Origin of the sequence: Nesterenkonia sp. AY15, assembly GCF_022565855.1 — a bacterium.
In the GTDB taxonomy this organism is placed as follows: Bacteria; Actinomycetota; Actinomycetes; order Actinomycetales; family Micrococcaceae; genus Nesterenkonia.
Genome location: NZ_JAJOYV010000004.1, coordinates 247,580 through 266,957, shown reverse-complemented (window position 1 = coordinate 266,957; position 19,378 = coordinate 247,580). Strand labels below are relative to the sequence as shown.

The 19,378-nt window shown below is 66.5% G+C and carries 15 protein-coding genes and 3 tRNA genes; 12 read left to right on the top strand and 6 right to left on the bottom strand.

The features are described from left to right. Positions 1-27 precede the first annotated feature (27 nt). Genes LSI54_RS08395 through LSI54_RS08385 form a run of 3 tightly spaced genes read left to right on the top strand, consistent with a single transcriptional unit; the run spans position 28 to position 5,788 of the window. Entirely contained in the window at positions 28-1,245 is a 1,218-nt protein-coding gene (locus LSI54_RS08395; protein WP_241464990.1) for an exonuclease SbcCD subunit D, read from the top strand. Continuing rightward, the gene (locus tag LSI54_RS08390; RefSeq protein WP_241478134.1) at positions 1,242-4,415 is read left to right on the top strand and encodes an AAA family ATPase; all 3,174 of its coding nucleotides are present in this window, start codon (positions 1,242-1,244) and stop codon (positions 4,413-4,415) included. Before LSI54_RS08395 ends, LSI54_RS08390 begins: the two co-directional genes overlap by 4 nt. Beyond that, on the top strand, positions 4,412-5,788 hold the full coding sequence (locus LSI54_RS08385; protein WP_241478133.1) for a hypothetical protein: 1,377 nt from the start codon (positions 4,412-4,414) through the stop codon (positions 5,786-5,788). Before LSI54_RS08390 ends, LSI54_RS08385 begins: the two co-directional genes overlap by 4 nt. A gap of 9 nt (positions 5,789-5,797) precedes the next feature. Here LSI54_RS08385 and LSI54_RS08380 read toward each other — a convergent pair whose 3' ends face one another. From LSI54_RS08380 to LSI54_RS08370, 3 genes are all read right to left on the bottom strand, one after another. Further along, a complete protein-coding gene (locus LSI54_RS08380) occupies positions 5,798-6,586 on the bottom strand; it encodes an alpha/beta fold hydrolase (protein WP_241464987.1) in 789 nt (262 codons plus the stop codon). Positions 6,587-6,589: 3 nt separating this feature from the next. Then, positions 6,590-8,101: a malate:quinone oxidoreductase gene (locus LSI54_RS08375; RefSeq protein ID WP_241464986.1), complete on the bottom strand. Its 1,512-nt coding sequence runs from the start codon at positions 8,099-8,101 to the stop codon at positions 6,590-6,592. A 118-nt stretch (positions 8,102-8,219) separates the two neighbouring features. After that, a complete protein-coding gene (locus tag LSI54_RS08370; RefSeq protein ID WP_241478132.1) occupies positions 8,220-9,866 on the bottom strand; it encodes an ABC transporter substrate-binding protein in 1,647 nt (548 codons plus the stop codon). A 105-nt stretch (positions 9,867-9,971) separates the two neighbouring features. Here LSI54_RS08370 and LSI54_RS08365 point away from each other — a divergent pair, with 105 nt between their 5' ends. Further along, positions 9,972-10,502, top strand: a complete 531-nt coding sequence (locus LSI54_RS08365) for a hypothetical protein (RefSeq protein WP_241478131.1) — start codon at positions 9,972-9,974, stop codon at positions 10,500-10,502. On the opposite strand, the gene LSI54_RS08360 is transcribed toward LSI54_RS08365, so the two are convergent. Both LSI54_RS08360 and bcp read right to left on the bottom strand, forming a co-directional pair. Continuing rightward, positions 10,467-10,550 (bottom strand) — tRNA-Leu (locus LSI54_RS08360). The genes LSI54_RS08365 and LSI54_RS08360 overlap by 36 nt on opposite strands. A gap of 151 nt (positions 10,551-10,701) precedes the next feature. Next, entirely contained in the window at positions 10,702-11,169 is a 468-nt protein-coding gene (gene bcp, locus LSI54_RS08355) for a thioredoxin-dependent thiol peroxidase (protein WP_241464984.1), read from the bottom strand. A gap of 90 nt (positions 11,170-11,259) precedes the next feature. On the opposite strand from bcp, the gene LSI54_RS08350 reads away from it, so the two are divergent. Continuing rightward, positions 11,260-11,778, top strand: a complete 519-nt coding sequence (locus tag LSI54_RS08350; protein WP_241478130.1) for a hypothetical protein — start codon at positions 11,260-11,262, stop codon at positions 11,776-11,778. A 313-nt stretch (positions 11,779-12,091) separates the two neighbouring features. Here the strand turns inward: LSI54_RS08350 and LSI54_RS08345 are convergent. After that, positions 12,092-12,164: transfer RNA gene (locus LSI54_RS08345), tRNA-Lys, on the bottom strand. Between the two features lie 294 nt (positions 12,165-12,458). Between LSI54_RS08345 and LSI54_RS08340 the strand changes: the two genes are divergently transcribed. The 7 genes from LSI54_RS08340 (at position 12,459) to LSI54_RS08310 (ending at position 19,378) form a co-directional block, all read left to right on the top strand. Next, positions 12,459-12,532, top strand: a tRNA-Pro gene (locus LSI54_RS08340). 40 nt (positions 12,533-12,572) lie between these two features. Then, entirely contained in the window at positions 12,573-13,964 is a 1,392-nt protein-coding gene (tig, locus tag LSI54_RS08335) for a trigger factor (protein ID WP_241478129.1), read from the top strand. A 203-nt stretch (positions 13,965-14,167) separates the two neighbouring features. Next, positions 14,168-14,776 (top strand): ATP-dependent Clp protease proteolytic subunit, encoded by a 609-nt coding sequence (locus tag LSI54_RS08330; protein WP_241478128.1) that lies wholly within the window; start codon positions 14,168-14,170, stop codon positions 14,774-14,776. 65 nt (positions 14,777-14,841) lie between these two features. Next, positions 14,842-15,510: an ATP-dependent Clp protease proteolytic subunit gene (locus tag LSI54_RS08325; RefSeq protein WP_274615902.1), complete on the top strand. Its 669-nt coding sequence runs from the start codon at positions 14,842-14,844 to the stop codon at positions 15,508-15,510. Between the two features lie 122 nt (positions 15,511-15,632). Next, entirely contained in the window at positions 15,633-16,925 is a 1,293-nt protein-coding gene (gene clpX / locus LSI54_RS08320; RefSeq protein WP_241464980.1) for an ATP-dependent Clp protease ATP-binding subunit ClpX, read from the top strand. Positions 16,926-17,060: 135 nt separating this feature from the next. After that, positions 17,061-18,371 carry an extracellular solute-binding protein gene (locus LSI54_RS08315; RefSeq protein WP_241464979.1) on the top strand — a complete coding sequence of 437 codons (1,311 nt, stop codon included), beginning with the start codon at positions 17,061-17,063 and terminating at the stop codon, positions 18,369-18,371. Further along, positions 18,368-19,378 (top strand): carbohydrate ABC transporter permease, encoded by a 1,011-nt coding sequence (locus tag LSI54_RS08310; RefSeq protein ID WP_241464978.1) that lies wholly within the window; start codon positions 18,368-18,370, stop codon positions 19,376-19,378. The genes LSI54_RS08315 and LSI54_RS08310 overlap by 4 nt, the downstream gene beginning before the upstream one ends.

Genomic DNA, 19,378 nt, shown 5'->3' with positions numbered 1-19,378 from the left:
GTCCGTGCCAGCCGATAGCGTGGTGGCATGCGCTGGCTACACACTTCGGACTGGCACCTCGGTCGCGGCTTCCACGGACATTCCCTGCGCGACGAGCAGGAGCAGATGCTCGAGACGGTCTGCGCCGCCGTGACCGAGCATCAGGTGGACGTGGTGCTGATCGCCGGAGACGTCTATGACCGTGCGCTTCCCCCCGAATGGGCGGTCGTCGCGCTGGAGGAGACGCTGCAGCGCCTGACCGACGGCGGAACCCAGGTGATCATCACGCCCGGCAACCACGATTCCGCCCAGCGCCTGGGATTCGGGCGCGGGCTGATGCGCGGCTCCGGCGTGCACATCCGCAGTGCGCTGAGCGACGCATGGACCCCGGTGGTGGTCCCGGAGCCCAGCGGGGGCACCACCCTGGTCTACGGCATCCCCTACCTGGAGCCGCAGCTTTTTGCGCCGAGCCTCGGGCTGGACCGCGGACATCACACCGGCGTCACCGCGGAGGTGATCGGAAGGATCTGGGAGGACGTGGGCCAGCGCCGTGAGGCCGCCGCGCAGAACGCCGGGGATCAGGATTCCAGCGCTGAGCTGAAGGTGGTGCTCATGGCACACCTCTTCGCCGCCGCTGGAGCGGCCTCGGACTCGGAGCGCAATATCGGGGTGGACGTCGCCGCGGGGGACCAGCCCACACACCATCAAGACAGCATCGGCGGGCTGGCCGTGGTGCCGCTGGAGATCTTCGAGGGCTTCGACTATGTGGCACTGGGGCATCTGCATGGGCGTCAGCGGCTGTCCGAGACCGTCCGCTACAGCGGGTCGCCGCTGCGTCTGTCGTTCTCCGAGACCCGCCAGGCCAAGGGGGCGTGGCTCTGGGACTCACATTCGGGGGAGCCGGCTCAGCCGCTGGACTGGCAGATCGGCCGGCCGCTGGCGCAGCTGGAATCGACCCTCGAGGAGCTGCTGAGCCCATCGACGGTGGAGAAGCATCAGGAGGCCTATGTCCAGGTCAAGCTCACCGACCCGATCCGGCCGGCGCGCGCCTTCCAGCGTCTCCAGGAGGTGTACCCGTATATGGCCTCGTTCGCCCACACAGGACGTCAGGACACCCCGCACCGGACCTATTCGGCCAAGGTGGAGCAGGCGCGCACCGACGCCGAAGTCATCGAAGGCTTCCTGGAGCATGTGCGCGGGGGACGCGGACCCAGTGCTGACGAGACCCAGCTGATCACGCAGAGTGTCCAGGCGGTGCGGCCGTGAAGCTTCACCAGCTCACCCTGCATGCCTTCGGTCCCTTCGCCGGCACGGAACTGGTCGACTTCGACCGCCTCGGCGCCGACGGGCTGTTCCTGCTGCGTGGGCGCACCGGTGCGGGCAAGACCTCGATCCTCGATGCGGTGACCTTCGCGCTCTATGGCGACGTCCCCGGACAGCGCGACAAGACCCAGCTCAAGAGCACCCACGCGCCTGCCGAGAGTGAGCCGTCGGTGACGCTGGAGTTCACCCAGGGCGGGCGCCGCTGCCGGGTCTGGCGCTCACCGCATCACGGCCGCCCGCAGAAGCGCGACGCGAGCCGCCAGCGTGAGGTCGGGCAGCGCGTCGTCGTCGAATTCTTCCAGGACGGCGCCTGGGTGCCCTACACCTCCGGCATCCAGGCGGCCAATGATGAGATGCAGCGGATGCTCGGACTGGACCTGCACCAGTTCACCAAGGTCATCCTGCTGCCTCAGGGCGCCTTCGCGCATTTCCTGCACGCCAGCAGCAAGGACAAGCAGGACCTCCTCGAGCGGCTCTTCGACACCGACCGGTTCACCCTGCTGGAGAAGCACCTTCGGGAGATGGCCCGGGAGGCCGAGCAGCAGCTCAAAGACAGCGACACCAGGATCGCGATGCACCGCGAGAACCTCACCCAGGCCGCGCTGGCGATGCTCCCCGCGCCTGCCGATGCCGAGCCGGGTCCTGCTGAGCTGAGTGCCGCTGAGCCGGGTGCCGCTGGACGGGGCAGTCCCGCAGAGCGCGACGAGCCCGAGGCGCTGCCAGCCCTGCAGGAGGCGGAGCTCACGGAGCTCAGCGAGGTGGAGCTGAGCGAGCGTGTGGATCGGGCCATCACGACCCGGCTCGCCCAGCTGCGCCGGGGGGCCGAGGCTGCCGACTCCGCGGCACAAGACGCCTCGGCCGTGCAGGAGGAGCTGCGCGTCCGTGAGGAGACCCTGCGCCGCTTCACCGACTATGCAGCACGGCACGCGGCGCACGAGAAGCAGCGCGAGGACGTGACGGCGCTTCGAGCGCAGCTGCGTCGGCATGAGGCGGCGCAGCTGATCCAGACCTGGTTCGACGCCGCCGCCGACGCGTCCCAGGAACATCGGGCCGCCGTTGCGGCCGCCTCGAAGGTGACCCAGGAGGCCGAGTCGACCTTGGCTGGGTTCGCCGCACGCCAGCCCGATGTCGCCGCTCCCCGTGTGCTGACCACCCTGGACCAGGAACCCGCCCCCGCTGAGGTCGGTGCGGCCATCGAGGAGCTGATCGCGCTGCGCGCTCGGCTCTCAGGATCTGACACCGATGAGCTGGAGACTCGGCTCGACCAGCTGCTCCAGGCTGCGGCCGAGATCCAGCAGCAGCACGAGCAGGCCCAGGCCGAAGCCGAGGACCTGGCAGCGCAGCAGGAGAGCCTGGGCGCCGCGCAGCAGGCGCTGCAGCAGCAGCTGGAGGATCCGGAAGAGCTCGAAGCCGCCAGAGACGCGGCCCGCGCCGATGCTGAGCTGCTCGCGACCCGCGTGCAGGCCCAGCGCACCCGGGATGCACTCGCCGCCCGATGCGCGAGCTGGGGCGACAAGCAGGAAGAGCGCGAACGCGCCCACGCTGAGATGAAGCGTGAGCACGAACAGCGGCTTCAGAGCTACCTGCGCAACATGGCTCTGCAGCTCGCCGGCGAGCTCGAGGACGGCATGCCCTGTCTGGTGTGTGGATCCACCGATCACCCCCATCCGGCGGTGGACGAGGATCCTGACGTCACCCGGGAGGAGGTGGAACAGACGCAGCAGCTGCTGCAGAACGCCCGGGATGAGCTCCGTGAAGCTGCGATCCAACGTCGAAGCGTCACCGAACAGCACGACGCGGTGCTCGTTGAGCTTGCGGAACATGCGGAGATCGACATCGAGCGCACCGAGGCCGACCTGGCGCAGGCGCGTGGATCTCTCATCCACGCCGAACAGCGCAGATCGGATCAGCGCGAGCTGCGCGAGCGTCTGGACGCCGACGTCGCCGAGCGACAGCGCGTCCAGGCCCGGCATGCCGAGGCACGGCACAGTGCTGAACGGGCACAGGCCACGCTCACGCAGCAGCGGACACAGGCGAGCGAACTCGCATCGGCGCTGGAGGGGCTTCGAGGCCCCTACGACTCCCTGCAGCTGCGCCGTGAGGCGCTCGAGCGAGTGCTGCAGGGGCTGCGCGATGCGCAGGCGCGGATCGAGGCCGCCGCTGTCCAGCAGTCCCACCGCGATCGGGCCCAGACCGGGGCCGCCGCCCAGCTTGCGAGCTCAGAGTTCGCCGACGCAGCGGAGCTTCAGGCCGCGCAGCTGCCTGAGCATGTTCTGGACGGCCACCTTTCGACCGTGCAGACCTGGGACGAGCTCAAGACACAGCTCGACTATGAGTCCGCGCAGGACGACATCCAGGCCGGCAAGCGTCGCCATGATGAAGGTCAGATCCGGCCCGGAGCCGAGGAGCTGCACGCCGCAGCCGAGCTCAGCGCATCCGCCGCGCAGGCCGCACGGGACGCCACGGCGGTTCTGCTCCGCTTCGACGCGCAGCGTGAGGCCGTCGAGGACATGAGCGCCAAGCTTCTGACGGCGCTGCGGCATCGTGACGCGGCGCTGGGTGCGCAGCGCATGCGAAGCGAGCTGGCTGCGACCATCAATGGTGCCGGACCGGAGAACTCGCTGAAGATGACGCTGACCACCTACGTGCTGGCCGCCCGCCTCGAGCGTGTGGCGGAGGCGGCGACCCGTCACCTGGCCACGATGTCCGAGGGCAGGTACCGGCTGCGTCACAGCGACGAGGCGGGCGGGCGCGGACTGCGCGGGCTGGAGCTGAAGGTCCACGACGACCACAGCGACGTCGAGCGGCCCACCTCCTCGCTCTCAGGCGGCGAGACCTTCATGGCCTCGCTCTCGATGGCGCTGGGGCTCGCCGAGGTGGTCCAGGCCGAGTCGGGCGGGATCGGCATGGAGTCCCTGTTCATCGATGAAGGATTCGGCTCGCTGGACGAGGACACGCTTGAACACGTCATGAGCGCGCTGCACCGGCTGCAGGGTGAGGGCCGCCGGGTGGGACTGGTCAGCCACGTGACCGAGATGCACCGAGTCATCCCGACCCAGCTGCGCATCCACCGGCACCGCACCGGATCCACCACCGAGATGGTCATCCCATGAGCCGCCGGTCCACGATGAACAAGACGGTCGCACTGGCGGCCCGAATGCCTGGCCCGATGCTGCCCGTGGGTGTCATGGCGGCATCGGCGGCCAGCACCGGATCGATGTTCACCACCGCCACCCTCACCGCCGCAGCGCTCGTCGGAATCTCGATCTCCGCCCCCGCGGCCATCGCAGGAGCCGAGCGTTTCGGTGCGCGCAACGTCCTGCTCAGCAGCGCCATCGCGCATGTGCTGATGCTGGTCCTGATGGTCAGCAGCGTGGAACGACTCACCCGGGGCGACACGCTCACCTCCAATGCGACGATCTATGCGCTGCTCCTGGTCTTCACGCTCGGCGCGGGTCTGAGCACCCCTGCGGCGGCCACCTTCAGCCGGGCGGTCAGCTCGACCCGGTCAGGAGGGTTCTCGGTGCGCCAGAGACTGCGCGCGGAAGCCCGGCTCGATGACGCTGCACTGATCACAGCGCCGTTGCTGCTGGCTCTGCTGAGCTTCAGCTTCGGGCCCACCGTGGGCCTGCTCAGCTCAGCGGTGCTCACCGCGGTCGCGGTGCCGCTCTACGCGGTGGATCGCGCTCATCCCACCGAGGTCCCGCCAGACACTGCGCGACTGCCCCTGGGAGGAGCAGAACACGCCCAGCAGCAGCTCCTGGAACAGCGCGGACTCGCTCCCGATCAGCCCGCGCAGCGGGGAGAGCCGGAGCTTGGGCAGTCGGAGCTTGGCCCGCCGGAGATCCGGCGGCCGCCGCACCCGACCGACTGGGCGCGGCGCATCAGCGCAGCGATCGTCCTGGTCGCCACCATGGGACTGGTGCTGGGCGGACTCTGGATCACGGTGCTGGACGCCGCCCAGACCCTGTTCCGGCCCAGTCTCTTCGCGGTCACGCTGGGACTGATGGCCGCCGCGGGGGTGGTCTGCGCACGCTGGAGGCGCTCGAGCTTCACCGCACCGCTGATGCTGAGGCGACGGAGGCTGCAGGCCACGACTCTGTTCGTGCTGAGTCTGCTCCTGCTGCCGCTGGCCGTGTGGCTGCCCGAGGGGCTGACGTCGCTGCTGCTGCTCAGCATCATCGCCGTGCTGCAGTCAGCGGTGCTGGGACGGCTGGTGCTCGGACTCTATGCCGGTCTGGCGATCGGCGTGCCGGCTCATCGGGTGCCGACCGCACTCACCGCCGTCGCCGGGGGAATGCTGCTGGGGCTCGCACTCGGCCTCACCCTGGCAGGGGTCGCCGCCGATGAGCTCGGCACCGGCGCCTCGGCCGCGGTGGTCACTGCGGGAAGCGTGGTGGCCGCTGTCGTGGTCTTCTCGGGACAGCTCTGGGGCAGCCCCGGGTCCCGCGTCGAGCACCCGGCGGCTGCAGGCCGCCCGGACTGAACGCTGACCTCAGCCGGCCTGCAGGAAGCTGAGGACAGCCGCCTTATAGTCCCGCGAGGTCACCGCATTGATGTGATCGCGCTCGGGGATCTGGACGAACGCGGCGACGGCGCCCTGGGCGGTCACGAGCGGCACCAGGGAGGCGGCCTCCGCGGCGATCTCGTCTCTTGAACCGGCCACCACCAGTGTCGGCACCGGCGGCACGGCCGCGGCGGGGTCGTAGGGGTCCACCGAGAGGCTCAGCAGCAGCTCCACGGTATGGGGCACATTCGCTCCTGGCAGGGCGCCGGCCAGGGTCACCAGATTCCGCGTCAGGTCGTCGACGGGTCGCACGCCCTCCTGCACCCAGAGCCGGGCCTGCTTGGCCTTCAGCGCACCGAGGCGATCATCGGTGGGGGAGCCGCCCATGATCAGGTGCGTGACCATCTCGGGGTGGGCGGCGCTGAACTCCCAGGCGAGACGGGATCCCAGCGAGTACCCGTGGACGGCGACCGTCTCGTGCCCCTGCTCCTGCAGGTGCGAGCCGAGATCGGAGAGGATGTCCCGCACCCGGACGTCCACTGGGTTGAGGTCCTGAGACGCGCCGTGACCGGGCAGGTCGACGGCGATGATGCTGCGCCCAGTCCCCGCCAGCGGATCCAGCCAGCCGGTCTTCACCCAGTTGTAGAGCGTGCTGCTGGCGAAGCCGTGGATGAGCAGCACCGGGGGCCCGGTCGGGTCTGCATGGGTCCAGGTGTGCAGCGTCAGCCCTGCCGGGGTCCGCACAGACTCCGGGGCCGGAAACTCTAGGCGCGCCATGGATCAGGGCTGCAGCTGCAGTGTCGCGACGGTGTCAGCTGTGACCTCGGAGAGCAGCGCGGGGTTCTCGTTGAGCGCCCGGCCGAAGGAGGGAACCATCTGTTCCAGCTTCGGACGCCAGCGGTCCATCTGCGCGCCGAAGCACCGCTCGAGCAGCGAGAACATGATCGACGGCGCGGTGGAGGCGCCGGGGGAGGCGCCGAGCAGGCCGGCGATGGAGCCGTCCCGGGCAGAGATCAGCTCGGTGCCGAACTGCAGCACGCCCTTGCCCTTGTCGTTCTTCTTCATCACCTGCACGCGCTGTCCGGCAGTGATCATCTCCCAGGCATCCGAGCCGGCGCTGGGGAAGAAGGCGTGCAGCTCTTCGAACTTCGAGCGGGAGGACTTGGTGACCTCCTTGACCAGATAGGTCACCAGATCGGTGTTGTCCTTGCCCACCTGCAGCATCGGCAGCAGGTTGTGCGGGCGGACCGAGAGCGGCAGGTCCATGAAGGAGCCGCTCTTGAGGAAGTTTGTGGAGAACCCGGCATAGGGGCCGAACATCAGCGTGCGTCGGCCTTCGACGAATCGGGTGTCCAGGTGCGGCACCGACATCGGCGGTGCGCCCACCGAGGCCAGGCCGTAGACCTTGGCGTGGTGCTGCGCGGCGACTGCAGGGTCGGTGCTGCGCAGGAACTTCCCGGAGACGGGGAAGCCTCCGAAGCCCTTGATCTCGTCGATGCCGGCGCCCTGGAGGAGTCCCAGCGCGCCGCCGCCGGCGCCGACGAAGACGAAGCGGGCACTGGCCACGCTGCGGTCTCCGGTGGCCTTGTCCTTGACCTTGATGTCCCAGCGGCCGTCGACCCCGCGCTTGATCGACTGGACCTCGTGTCCGTAGTGCAGGTCCGCGCCGCTGCTGTCCAGATGTGTGGCCAGCTGCCGCGTGAGTGAGCCGAAGTCGACATCGGTGCCGCTGTCGAACTTCGAGGCGGCGATCCGCTGGGAGGGATCACGTCCCTCGATCAGCAGCGGGGCCCATTCGGCGATCTCCGCGTGGTCCTCGGTGTGCACGATGTCGGAGAAGAGCGGCTGGGCCTTCATCGCATCGTAGCGGTCCTGCAGGTACTGGGCGTTCTTGTCGCCCCAGACGAAGCTGATGTGCGGCAGTCCGTTGATGAACGTGCGCGGCGAACCGATCGTGCCCTCTTTGACCCAGTGCGAGTACAGCTGCTTGGAGACGGTGAACTGCTCGTTGATGCCCTGGGCCTTCGCGGTGGAGACCTTGCCGTCCGCCCCGCGCGGGGTGTAGTTGAGCTCGCACAGCGCTGCGTGGCCGGTGCCGGCGTTGTTCCATGGATCGGAGGACTCCTGGCCCGCCTGGTCCAGCGCTTCGAACAGCCCGATGGACCAGTTCGGCTCCAGCTCCTTGAGCATGGCGCCGAGAGTGGTGGACATGATCCCGGCGCCGATGAGCACGACGTCGAACTTCTGTCCTTCACTGGACTGCTGAGCGCTTGTCGACGATGACTTGGCCACAGAATTCTCCTTGAGTGTTCCCCCTGATGAGACCCGGGGGTGGTACGCGTTGTCCTTGAATCGACTCTACCTGCGCCCGCGCAGGCCCGGGAAATCCGCCGCCGCCCAGGGGCGGGGGCTAATCGGCCGGAGTGATGTCCTTGAAGAGCTCATGCAGCACCGGGGACATCGGATAGTCCGCGACGCCCCGGCCCAGCGCCACTCCGGAGATCGGGTGCACCAGTGGCAGCGCTGGCAGGTCCTCGGCGACGAGGTCGGCGATCTCCCTATATATGTCATTGCGTGACTGCTCGTCATCCTCGCTGCGCGCGTCCTGGATCAGCTCGCGGACCTCGGCGGAGTCGTAGTTGAACTCGGGCGTCTGGTGCGAGAAGAGCGGACCGAAGAAGGAGTGCGGCGACCGGTAGCCGCCGTTGCGTCCCAACAGGTGCATGGCTCGATCGTCATCATCGAGCAGCGAATCCACGTACCCGTCGTCCCAAGACACCGGTCGGGGAGTGATGTTGAACCCTACCGCCGTCAGGTCGCGGGCGATCGAGGCGAACACCGCCTCGGGACGGGGAAAATAGCTGCGAGTCGCGTTCATCGGGTAGTAGAAGCGCAGCGGCTCACCGTCATATCCGGTGTCCGCCAGCAGCTCCTGGGCCTCCTCGACGTTGTAGCCATAGCGTGTGGCCTGCTCCGAGTGGACCCCCAGCGCCGCCGGGGTGAACTGGTAGGCGGGCCGGCTGCCCTCCAGGAAGAAGGACTCGACCAGGGTGTTGAGGTTGATGGCGCGAGCCGCCGCCTCGCGCACCTGAACATCCCCCATCACCGGGTGATCCTGGTTGAACCCGAGGTAGAGGACCGAGAAGGGGTCCCGCTGCAGGATCAGCCGGCCCGACTGCACCAGAGAGCGCAGATTGTCCGCCGTGATGTAGTCATAGACATCGACCTTGCCGCGCTGCAGCTCACGCAGCCGATCGAAGGAACGGGGCAGGGTGCGCACCACCACCTTTTCGGCAGGGGGCTCGCCGTCCCAGTAGTCCTCGAACGCCTGGAGCACCACCTCCTCGGGGTCCACGCTGAGAAGCCGGTACGCCCCGGTGCCGCGGGGTTCGCGGGCGAGCCGCTCCGGATCAGCGTCGGAGAGCACCTCGGCGGAGGCGATCCCGAAGGCAGGCATCGCCAGCGCCTGCGGGAGGAACACCAGCTGCTCGGACAGGGTGAGCTCCACTGTGAACTCCCCGGCCGCCTCCACCGATTCCAGCAGGCAGTCTTCGTCGTCGAAGAACCCGCCGAAGAGCGACTCGAAGGCCAGCGTGGTCCGCGCCGGGGCATCGGAGCCGAGCAGCTCATTCATCCGGCCCCAGCGCTGGAAGTTCGCGACCACCACCTCGGCGGTCAGTTCGCTGCCGTCGTGGAAGAGCACGTCCTCGCGCAGGGTGAAGGTATAGGTCAACCCGTCTTCGCTGGCCTCCCAGTCCGTGGCCAGCAGCGGAGCGGTGGCACCGGTCTCGCCGTCGATCCCGACGAGGGTCTCAAAAACCTGCCGGCAGACCCGCGCCGTCTCGGTGTCCACCGACAGCGCAGGGTCCATCGACTCCACCGAGGAGACGCCCGAGAGGACGACGCCGCGCGGCTCGTTCACCTCGCGGACTTCGGTGGCGCGGGCCTGCATTGCGGAGCCGGGGGTGAACGCCGAAGCGGGCCACTGCAGGGCACCGGCAGTGCCCGCCAGGCCGAGCACCCCGAGAAAGCGACGGCGCTGCATGGGTGAATGCATCTCGCGTCCTTTCGATCGGGGCAGGACCTGCGGGATGCCCGCTGGTCGCGGTTCAGACTACCTGAGCCCCTTCCGCGTCACCCATCCGATCACCATGATCGACCCATGGGGAAGATCCTGGTGATCGGCTCCTCCGGCACACTGGGGATCCGGTGTGTCGATGTCTCCCACGAGGCTGCGCTGCTGCGGGCTGTCCAGCGGGAGCTCGGTGGTTCCCCGGTGCCGCTGGTGATGATGTGCGGGCCCTATCCAGGGCTCAGCGGCATCCTGGCAGCCGAGGTCACCGCGACGCTCGATGATGTCTCGGAGGTCAGTGTGGGCCTGGTGCAGAACACCAACGCGCTGGTGGGGCCGGTCGGTGTCCGGGGCATGCTCACCAAGCTCTCACAGCGAGTCTCCACGCGGGAGGGGCTGAAGCCGGGATCCAGCAGGCCCCGGCGCATGCATTTCGGTGAGCGGGCGGTGACTGTGCGACTGATGTGCTGCGATGAACGCCCCGATATCCAGGACGCGGTGGTGCCGCTGGACTTCTTCACCGCGGCAGATCTCCAACGCATCACCGACGGTGCTGGTCAGATTCGCCGCGGGAGCAGATTGAAATGGTGCGGGCGGGGGGACTTGAACCCCCACGTCTAAGACACTGGATCCTAAATCCAGCGCGTCTACCAATTCCGCCACGCCCGCAGATGTCGCTGGGGGAGTGCTTTGACCTCCCCGCGGCGACGTCTCAGTCTACAGGAGAGCCGGGCCCGAACCCGGGCAGGGTGCGGGCCGCGAGTGCGACGCCCGCCATCTGGCGCAGGTCGGGACTCGGGTCAGAACTGCGCCGAAGGGCTCATGCTGCGAGCTTCTCGCGCAGGCGTGCGACATGGCCGGTGGCTTTGACGTTGTACTGGGCGAGCGTGACCTTGCCGTCCTCGTCGAGCACGATCGTGGAGCGGATCAGGCCCTCGATGACGCGACCGTAGTTCTTCTTCTCACCCCAGGCGCCATAGGACTCCGCCACCGCGTGGTCCTCGTCGGCGAGGAGCGGGAAGCTCAAGCACTGTTCGTCGGTGAACTTGTCCAGAGCCGAGACCGGGTCCGGGGAGATTCCCAGCACCGTATAGCCCGAGGCGGCGAGGGAGTCCAGTGAGTCACGGAAGTCGCAGGCCTGGGTGGTGCATCCAGGGGTGGAGGCCTTGGGATAGAAATAGAGGATGACCTTCTGTCCGCGCAGCTGGTCCAGACTCACCGAATCCCCGCCGGCAGCCGGCAGGATGAAGCTGGGAGCGACGTCGCCGGTCTCAAGTCGAATGCTCATCGAAGTCCTTTCAACGGATATGGCTGATGCGCCGAAACCACCCTATCCGTAGAATAGATCGACCAAGCCCCCGCGAGAGTAGAGGCAGTGATGGTCATCCTCACCGAGCGCAGCCAGCCGGAGCAGCACCTGGTCGACGCCCTGCGCGCAAGCTTCGACGCCTCGGTGATGAACTTCGGGTCCTACAACATCCTCTGCACGGTGGACCGTCTGGGAGCCCCTGCGAAGATCGGCGCCGCCCGTGCCTGGGGCGGGTCTCTGCTGCTGGTGGGCTACCGCCGCGAGCCTGTCGAGATCGTGCTCTGTCCAGTGGATCTCGACGACGCGCTGTGCCGGGTGCAGTCGCTGCAGCAGGGTGAAGAACCGGGACGTGCTGCGGCCGCCATCCCCACCCTGGTGAACCTCACGAACCTCGCCGGGATGGCGTCTCAGGACAATTTCGTGGAGGTGACCCTTTCCACCGGACGACGGATGAAGCTTGACCTCCATGAGGAGGTGAGCTTCGATCAGTTCCCGGAGATCGCGCTGCATCAGGGACGGGACGTGGAGGACTTCTACGAGTTCATCGACTACTTCATGGACGTCGTCGAGCGGATGAACGCGGCCTGACGGTTCCGGGTCGACGCTCCGGTGAGGGCGCGGTGAGCGTCTAGCACGGCGTCGAGGCTTCCGAGACCGGGGGGGGGGGGTTCCCGAGATCTCCGCCGACAATGCCCGCGCCCGACTCCGGATAGGAGATTTCCGAGAGCACTGTTCTCACCGCTTCTGCGACCTGCGCCGCGGACGGCTCGTCTCGAGGCGGAGCGTGGGGCGGGGGCAAGGTGCAGGAACCTCTGGCCGGAGCACGAAAAAGACCGTCGGTCCACGAGAGATTCTCGTGATCCGACGGCCTGAATCGCGGACAGCGCCTGCCCGGTGGAAGTGGGCCCCTCGGGACTTGAACCCGAAACCTGCAGATTAAGAGTCTGATGCTCTACCAATTGAGCTAGAGGCCCTTGAACTGCAAGCGCTGTACTGACTTTCGCCGCTCTGCATCTCAGCAGGGCAACGACATAGAACTCTAGCACCAGGTCGGCGGGTGCGCCAATTGAGAATCAGTGATCGTGATCTCACCGGACAACCAGGCGGCGCGGCCGGTCTGGACGCTCTTCTGCGGGTCTCACCTGGGCGCACAGACGAGGATTCGTCGGCTTGGGGGAGGACACGGTACTGTGGACCGGTCCGCCTGAAGTCCCATGGAGGTCTGCCGTGCAAGCGGTGGGTCACCAGCATCAGGACGGGCAGTCGATCGGGGTGTAGCTCAGCTTGGTAGAGCGCGCGCTTTGGGAGCGTGAGGCCGCAGGTTCAAATCCTGTCACCCCGACAGCAGACGATTCACCAGTCATCGATCAGGAGCCCCACACGTGGTCAAGAGCACCGTAGAGAATCTGAACCCGACCCGCGTCAAGCTCACCGTCGAGGTGACTTCCGAGGAGCTGGAACCCAAGATCAAGGCGGCGTACAAGAGCATCGCCGAGCAGGTCCAGGTCCCCGGCTTCCGCAAGGGCAAGGTGCCGGCTCCGATCATCGATCAGCGCGTCGGCCGCGAGTACGTCATCCAGCAGGCCATCAACGACGGCCTCAACGACTTCTACCAGCAGGGCCTGGCCGAGGCCGATCTCGCCCCGCTGTCCCGTCCTGAGGTGGAGATCGAAGAGATCCCCGACGTCAAGACCAACAAAGGCGTGCTCAAGTTCACCGGCGAGCTGGACATCAAGCCAGTCATCGAGCTGCCCGAGTACTCCGGCCTCGAGGTCGAGGTCGAGTCACGCTCGGCAGATGAAGCAGCCGTGCAGGAGCAGCTCGACGAGCTCCGCGGCCGGTTCGGCACGCTCAAGGACGTCGAGCGCCCCGCCGCCAACGACGACTTCGTCACCATCGATCTGATCGCCACCGTGGGCGAGGAAGAGGTCGACACCGCGTCCGGCCTCTCCTACCAGGTCGGCGCAGGCACCATGCTCGAGGGCATCGACGAGGCCCTCGAGGGTCTCTCGGCCGGCGAGGATGCCACCTTCGACACCACCCTGGCCGGCGGCGATCACTCCGGTGAGACCGCATCGGTCAAGGTCACCCTTCAGGCCGTCAAGGAGCGCGAGCTTCCGGAGGCCGACGACGAGTTCGCTCAGCTGGCCTCGGAGTTCGACACCATCGAGGAGCTCCGCGCGGACCTGACCTCCAAGGCCGAGGAGAACCTCGTCGTGGAGCAGGGCGTGGAGGCACGCGACAAGGTCCTCGAGAAGCTCATGGAGCTCATCGAGGTCCCCGTGCCCGAGTCCGTGGTCGCAGAGCAGGTCGAGCAGCACTTCTCCTCCCAGGGCCACGAAGTCGGTGACGATCACGACACCGAGGAGCACCGCGAGGAGCTCTCCAAGCAGACCGCCGACGCCTTCCGCAACGAGCTCGTCCTCGACGAGATCGCGCAGAAGGAAGAGATCGGCGTCGAGCAGAGCGAGGTCATCGAGTACATCGTCTCCACCGCCTCCCAGTACGGCATGGAGCCGAACCAGTTCGCGCAGATGCTCGATCAGGCCGGACAGGTCCCCATGATCATGGGAGAGGTTCGCCGTCGCAAGGCGCTGGCCAAGGTGCTCGAGCTCGCCGTCGTCAAGGACACCGAGGGCAACGTCGTCGATCTGACCGACTTCGTGACCCCCGCCGGTGACGAGGACGAGACTGACGCTGTTGAAGCCGAGACCGCCGAGGTCGAGGCTGCCGATGCTGAGACTACCGAGGCCGAGGACACCAAGCAGAACTGATACAACTCGCAGCAACAGAAGGGCGTCACCGCACAGGTGGGGCCCTTCTGCGCGTCAAGGTGTTCTCTGTGAGTTGAAACCGTGTGCCAACAGCGAACAGTCCCGCGCCAGGGGCTCACCTGGAGCGGAACAACCAGTAATGTTCTTGCCGAGGGCACTTCCAGTGCCGACCCCAGCTTGACCCACCAGTGGAGGATGAGTCCATGACCCAGAGCCTGCCGAGCATGTCCAGCGTGGACGCCGCGTCCCGCGAGGACTATATCTACAACCGTCTGCTCAAAGAACGGATCATCTGGCTCGGTTCAGAGGTCCGCGACGACAACGCCAACGCCATCTGTTCCCAGCTGCTCCTTCTCTCCGCCGAAGACACCGAGAAGGACATCTACCTCTACATCAACTCCCCAGGTGGATCCGTGACCGCGGGCATGGCGATCTACGACACGATGAAGTTCATCCCGAACGACATCGTCACCGTCGCCACCGGTCTTGCCGCCTCGATGGGACAGTTCCTGCTCTCCTCGGGCACCCCGGGCAAGCGCTTCGCCACCCCGCATGCGCGCATCCTGATGCACCAGCCCTCCGGCGGCATCGGCGGCACCGAGTCTGACGTCCGCATCCAGGCCCAGCTGATCCAGCACATGAAGCAGGTCATGGCCGAGCTCACCGCCGATCAGACCGGCCAGAGCATTGAGACGATCCTGCGGGACAACGCACGCGACAAGTGGTTCACCGCTGAGGATGGCCTTGCGTATGGATTCTTCGACAAGATCGCCCAGCGGTCTTCCACCGTCTCCGGCGGCGGGGGAGTCTGAGCCCTCACGGGAGCAGATCAGCCTCAGCCAACGATTCGCACCAGGACCACAGGAGCACATCTGACATGAACCCACTTGATCCTTCGGCACCAGGCCTTCCCTCGGCGCAGCCAACCGGCCCCGCCATGCCGGATTCACGCTATATCCTTCCCTCCTTCGAGGAGCGCACCCCCTACGGCTTCAAGCGCCAGGACCCGTACGCGAAGCTCTTCGAAGATCGCATCGTGTTCCTGGGCAGCCAGGTCGACGACGCCTCGGCCGATGACATCATGGCGCAGCTTCTCGTGCTGGAGTCGATGGACTCCGAGCGCGACATCACGCTCTACATCAACTCCCCGGGCGGATCGTTCACGGCCATGACCGCCATCTACGACACGATGCAGTTCGTCCGGCCGCACATCCAGACGGTCTGCCTGGGTCAGGCAGCCTCCGCAGCCGCGGTGCTGCTCGCCGCCGGCACGCCCGGCAAGCGGCTGGCCCTGCCCAACGCGCGCGTGCTGATCCACCAGCCCGCCGTGGGCGGCACCCGTGGCACCGCCACGGATCTGCAGATCCAGGCCGATGAGGTGCGGCGCATCCGCACCTGGATGGAAGACGTGCTGGGAGACCTCACCAAGAAGTCCCCGGACGAGATCGCCGAGGACATCGACCGTGACAAGTTCCTCTCCGCCGCCGGCGCGAAGGACTACGGCCTGGTGGATGAGGTTCTGGCCTCCCGCAAGCTCCCACTCTGACGCTTCTCAGCGACAAGATGCGACCCGTTCGGGGACGTTCCACAGGAACGTCCCCGAACGTGTCAGCGCCCTGAAGTACGCTAGAGCCGAAAGCACAACAGTTCCGAAGGGGATCCACGTTCATGGCACGTATCGGTGAGAGCGCAGATCTGCTCAAGTGCTCGTTCTGCGGCAAGAGCCAGAAGCAGGTTCGGTACAAGCTGATCGCTGGCCCCGGCGTCTACATCTGCGACGAGTGCATCGAGCTCTGCAACGAGATCATCGAGGAATACCTCAATGAGGTCCAGGAGCCCGACGATTTCGAGCTGCCCAAACCGCGTGAGATCTATGATTTCCTCGACGAGTACGTGGTCGGGCAGGACAAGGCCAAGCGCACCCTCTCTGTGGCCGTGCACAACCATTACAAGCGTATCCAGGCCACAGGTTCGGCGAAGAAGACCACTTCTCTGGAGAAGGGCCCGCTGGACGACGTCGAGATCGGCAAGTCCAACATCATGATGGTCGGCCCGACCGGCTCAGGAAAGACCTACCTGGCGCAGTCTCTGGCCAGGAAGCTCCAGGTGCCCTTCATCGTCGCCGACGCCACCAGCCTCACCGAGGCCGGCTACGTCGGGGAAGACGTGGAGAACATCCTGCTGAAGCTCATCCAGGCCGCCGACGGAGACGTCAAGAAGGCCGAGCAGGGCATCATCTACATCGACGAGATCGATAAGATCTCGCGAAAGTCGGAGAACCCCTCCATCACCCGCGACGTCTCCGGTGAGGGCGTCCAGCAGGCCCTGCTGAAGATCCTCGAGGGGACGGTAGCCTCGGTGGCCCCGCAGGGTGGACGCAAGCACCCCCAGCAGGAATTCATCCAGATCGACACCTCGAACATCCTGTTCATCGTCGCCGGTGCCTTCGCCGGTCTTGAGGAGCTCATCGAGTCACGGGCCGGCCGCAAGGGGATCGGCTTCGGCGCACCGCTGTCGACCATCACCAAGAGCGAGGCCAGCTACGCGGACGTCGAACCGGAGGACCTGCACAAGTTCGGGCTCATCCCCGAACTCATCGGGCGGCTCCCGGTCATCGCCACGGTCGAACAGCTCGACGCCGCGGCGCTCACCGACATCCTGACCAAGCCCCGGAATGCATTGGTCAAGCAGTACCAGAAGATCTTCTCCATCGACGGGATCGAGCTCGAGTTCACCCCCGAGGCGCTGGGCGCCGTGGTGGAGCAGGCGGAGCTGCGTGGCACCGGTGCGCGCGGTCTGCGATCCATTCTCGAGAATGTGCTGGGACCTGTGATGTTCGAGCTGCCCTCCCGCGATGACGTCGCCTCGGTGACCATCACCGCAGCCGTGGTCCGCGAGGGCGCCGAGGCGGAGCTGGTCACCCTGTCCGAAGCCAAAAAGTTCCGCAAGAAATCCGCCTGACCTGCCTCTTCGACCCTTTTTTGCGCCTGTCTATTTGCTGGACGGGAGCTGAGGTGTAGGCTCGCTCACACGTAGTGACCTAGGCCACATTAAGTGGCCGGGCCACCACGCCGGGTGACGAGAGGTGGAAGATTCATGGGTGAATCCCAAGGCTCCCCGCGCAGGGGACGGACGGCTCGCGCATCAGGCGCCGCACTCGCGGCGGCCATCCTGCTGAGCGGCTGCTCGGACAGTGAGGACGTGCCGGTCCTCACCTGGTACATCAACCCGGACGACGGCGGACAGGTGGCCCTCGCGCAGGTCTGCACCGAAGAAGCAGAGGGCGCCTACGTGATCCAGACGTCGCTGCTCCCGGCCGACGCCCCCTCCCAGCGGGAACAGCTGGCCCGCCGTCTGGCGGCCAACGACTCATCGCTGGACATCATGTCCCTGGACCCCCCGTTCATCCCTGAACTTGCGGAGCCCGAATTCCTGGCCCCGGTCCCGGACGACGTCGCTGAACGCACCACCGAGGACACCCTCGAAGGAGCGCTGGCCGGCGCGATGTGGAACGACGAACTGGTCACCGTCCCGTTCTGGGCCAACACGCAGCTCCTCTGGTACCGCAAATCTGTGGTCGAAGAAGCAGGGCTGGACATGGAGCAGCCGATCACCTGGGACCAGGTCATCGACACCGCGCTCGAGCAGGACAAGCTCCTCGGCGTCCAGGGGGTCCGGGCCGAGTCCATGACGGTCTGGCTCAACGCGCTGGTGGAGTCCCAGGACGAGTCGATCCTGGCCAACCCCGAGGCCCCTGCCGCAGAGCTGCAGACCAACCTCGATACTGAGCAGGGGATGCGGGCCGCGGAGATCATCGGCCTGATCGGCACCGAGGGTCTGGCAGGGCCCGGAGTCGCCTCCATGGATGAGAACCAGTCGATGCTGCTGTTCCAGCGAGATGAGGGCTCCTTCATGGTCAACTGGCCCTTCGTCTGGCCGGCGACAAACGCAGCCGCCGAGGAAGGTGCATTGGACGAGGAGCTCGTCGATGACATCGGCTGGGCGCAGTACCCCCGCGTCGACGAGGACACCCCGTCCGCGCCTCCGCTGGGCGGAATCAACCTCGCGGTTGGCGCCGACTCCCTCAACCAGGATCTCGCCTTCGAGGCCATCGAGTGCATCGTGCAGCCGGAGAACCAGACGGAGTACTTCATCACCAACGGCAACCCGCCGTCTTCGGAGGCCGCCTACGAGGATCCAGCCCTCGAGGACAACTTCCCGATGGCCGACGCCATCCGGGAGGCGCTCGAAAATGCAGCCCCGAGACCTCAGACTCCCTTCTACAACGAGATCTCCACCGCGATCCAGCAAGACTTCACACCCATCTCCGGGGTCCGCGCCGAGCAGACCCCCGCGCAGACCGATGCCTTCATCGTTGAAGTGCTCAGAGGGGAGCGTCTCCTGTGACGACCGCACCAGAAACCTCGCGGAGGCAGAAGCGCGAGAGCGCCGAGTCATCCAAAGGCAAGAGCGCAGACCGCAAGAACGGCAACAACGCGAAACGGACCAACCGCGCGAAGTCAGAGGCTCGCCTGGGCTGGCTCATCGCGGGACCAGCGTTCTTCGTCATGCTCGCGGTCACCGCCTACCCGATCGCGCAGGCCATCTACGATTCGATGTTCTCCTTCCGCCTGACGGCACCGGATGAGCGCTCCTTCGTGTTCCTGCAGAACTACCTGACGATCCTCTCCGACACAGGGGTCTTCTGGCGGGCGCTGCTGGTGACCTTGCTGGTCACCGTGGTCACCGTGGCTGTCGAGCTGGTCCTCGGCTTCGCGCTGGCGCTGGTGATGCATAAGGCGCTGAAGCGGATCCGTGGGGCGCTCCGCACCGCAATCCTCGTTCCCTACGGCATCATCACCGTGGTCTCCGCCTTCGCCTGGTTCTACATGTTCGACATCAACTCAGGCTTCGTGAACAACTGGTTCGGCTGGGTCCCCGGGATCGACAGCGACCTCGACTGGTTCGCCAACTTCGGCACGGCGATCACCGTGATCATGGCCTCGGAGATCTGGAAGACGACCCCGTTCATCGCCCTGCTGCTCCTGGCGGGCCTCGCCCAGGTCCCCGATGAGCTCGTCGAAGCCTCCAAGGTCGACGGCGCCAGCTGGCGTCAGCAGATGACCCGGGTGATCCTGCCCAACATGAAGGCTGCGATCATGGTCGCAGTGCTCTTCCGCGCACTGGACGCCTTCCGAATATTCGACAACGTCTTCATCATGACGAATGGCGCCGCGGGCACCGAGGTGCTCTCGCTGCTGGCCTATCGGACCTCCATCGGACGGTTGGAGATCGGACTCGGCTCCGCGGTCTCGGTCATCCTCTTCATCTGCGTGCTGCTGATCTGTGTCATCGCGATCAAGTTGTTCAAGGTCGATCTCGCCAGCGGCACCGACTCCAAGGGAGGTAAGTAG

Bases quoted from the DNA above. Each gene is read 5' to 3' on its own strand.
- LSI54_RS08350 (WP_241478130.1), top strand. From the start codon at position 11,260: ATGGTCATCCTCACCGAGCGCAGCCAGCCGGAGCAGCACCTGGTCGAC.
- bcp (WP_241464984.1), bottom strand. From the start codon at position 11,169: ATGAGCATTCGACTTGAGACCGGCGACGTCGCTCCCAGCTTCATCCTG.
- LSI54_RS08325 (WP_274615902.1), top strand. From the start codon at position 14,842: ATGAACCCACTTGATCCTTCGGCACCAGGCCTTCCCTCGGCGCAGCCA.
- LSI54_RS08330 (WP_241478128.1), top strand. From the start codon at position 14,168: ATGACCCAGAGCCTGCCGAGCATGTCCAGCGTGGACGCCGCGTCCCGC.
- LSI54_RS08385 (WP_241478133.1), top strand. From the start codon at position 4,412: ATGAGCCGCCGGTCCACGATGAACAAGACGGTCGCACTGGCGGCCCGA.
- LSI54_RS08380 (WP_241464987.1), bottom strand. From the start codon at position 6,586: ATGGCGCGCCTAGAGTTTCCGGCCCCGGAGTCTGTGCGGACCCCGGCA.
- clpX (WP_241464980.1), top strand. From the start codon at position 15,633: ATGGCACGTATCGGTGAGAGCGCAGATCTGCTCAAGTGCTCGTTCTGC.
- LSI54_RS08365 (WP_241478131.1), top strand. From the start codon at position 9,972: ATGGGGAAGATCCTGGTGATCGGCTCCTCCGGCACACTGGGGATCCGG.
- LSI54_RS08315 (WP_241464979.1), top strand. From the start codon at position 17,061: ATGGGTGAATCCCAAGGCTCCCCGCGCAGGGGACGGACGGCTCGCGCA.
- LSI54_RS08395 (WP_241464990.1), top strand. From the start codon at position 28: ATGCGCTGGCTACACACTTCGGACTGGCACCTCGGTCGCGGCTTCCAC.
- LSI54_RS08370 (WP_241478132.1), bottom strand. From the start codon at position 9,866: ATGCATTCACCCATGCAGCGCCGTCGCTTTCTCGGGGTGCTCGGCCTG.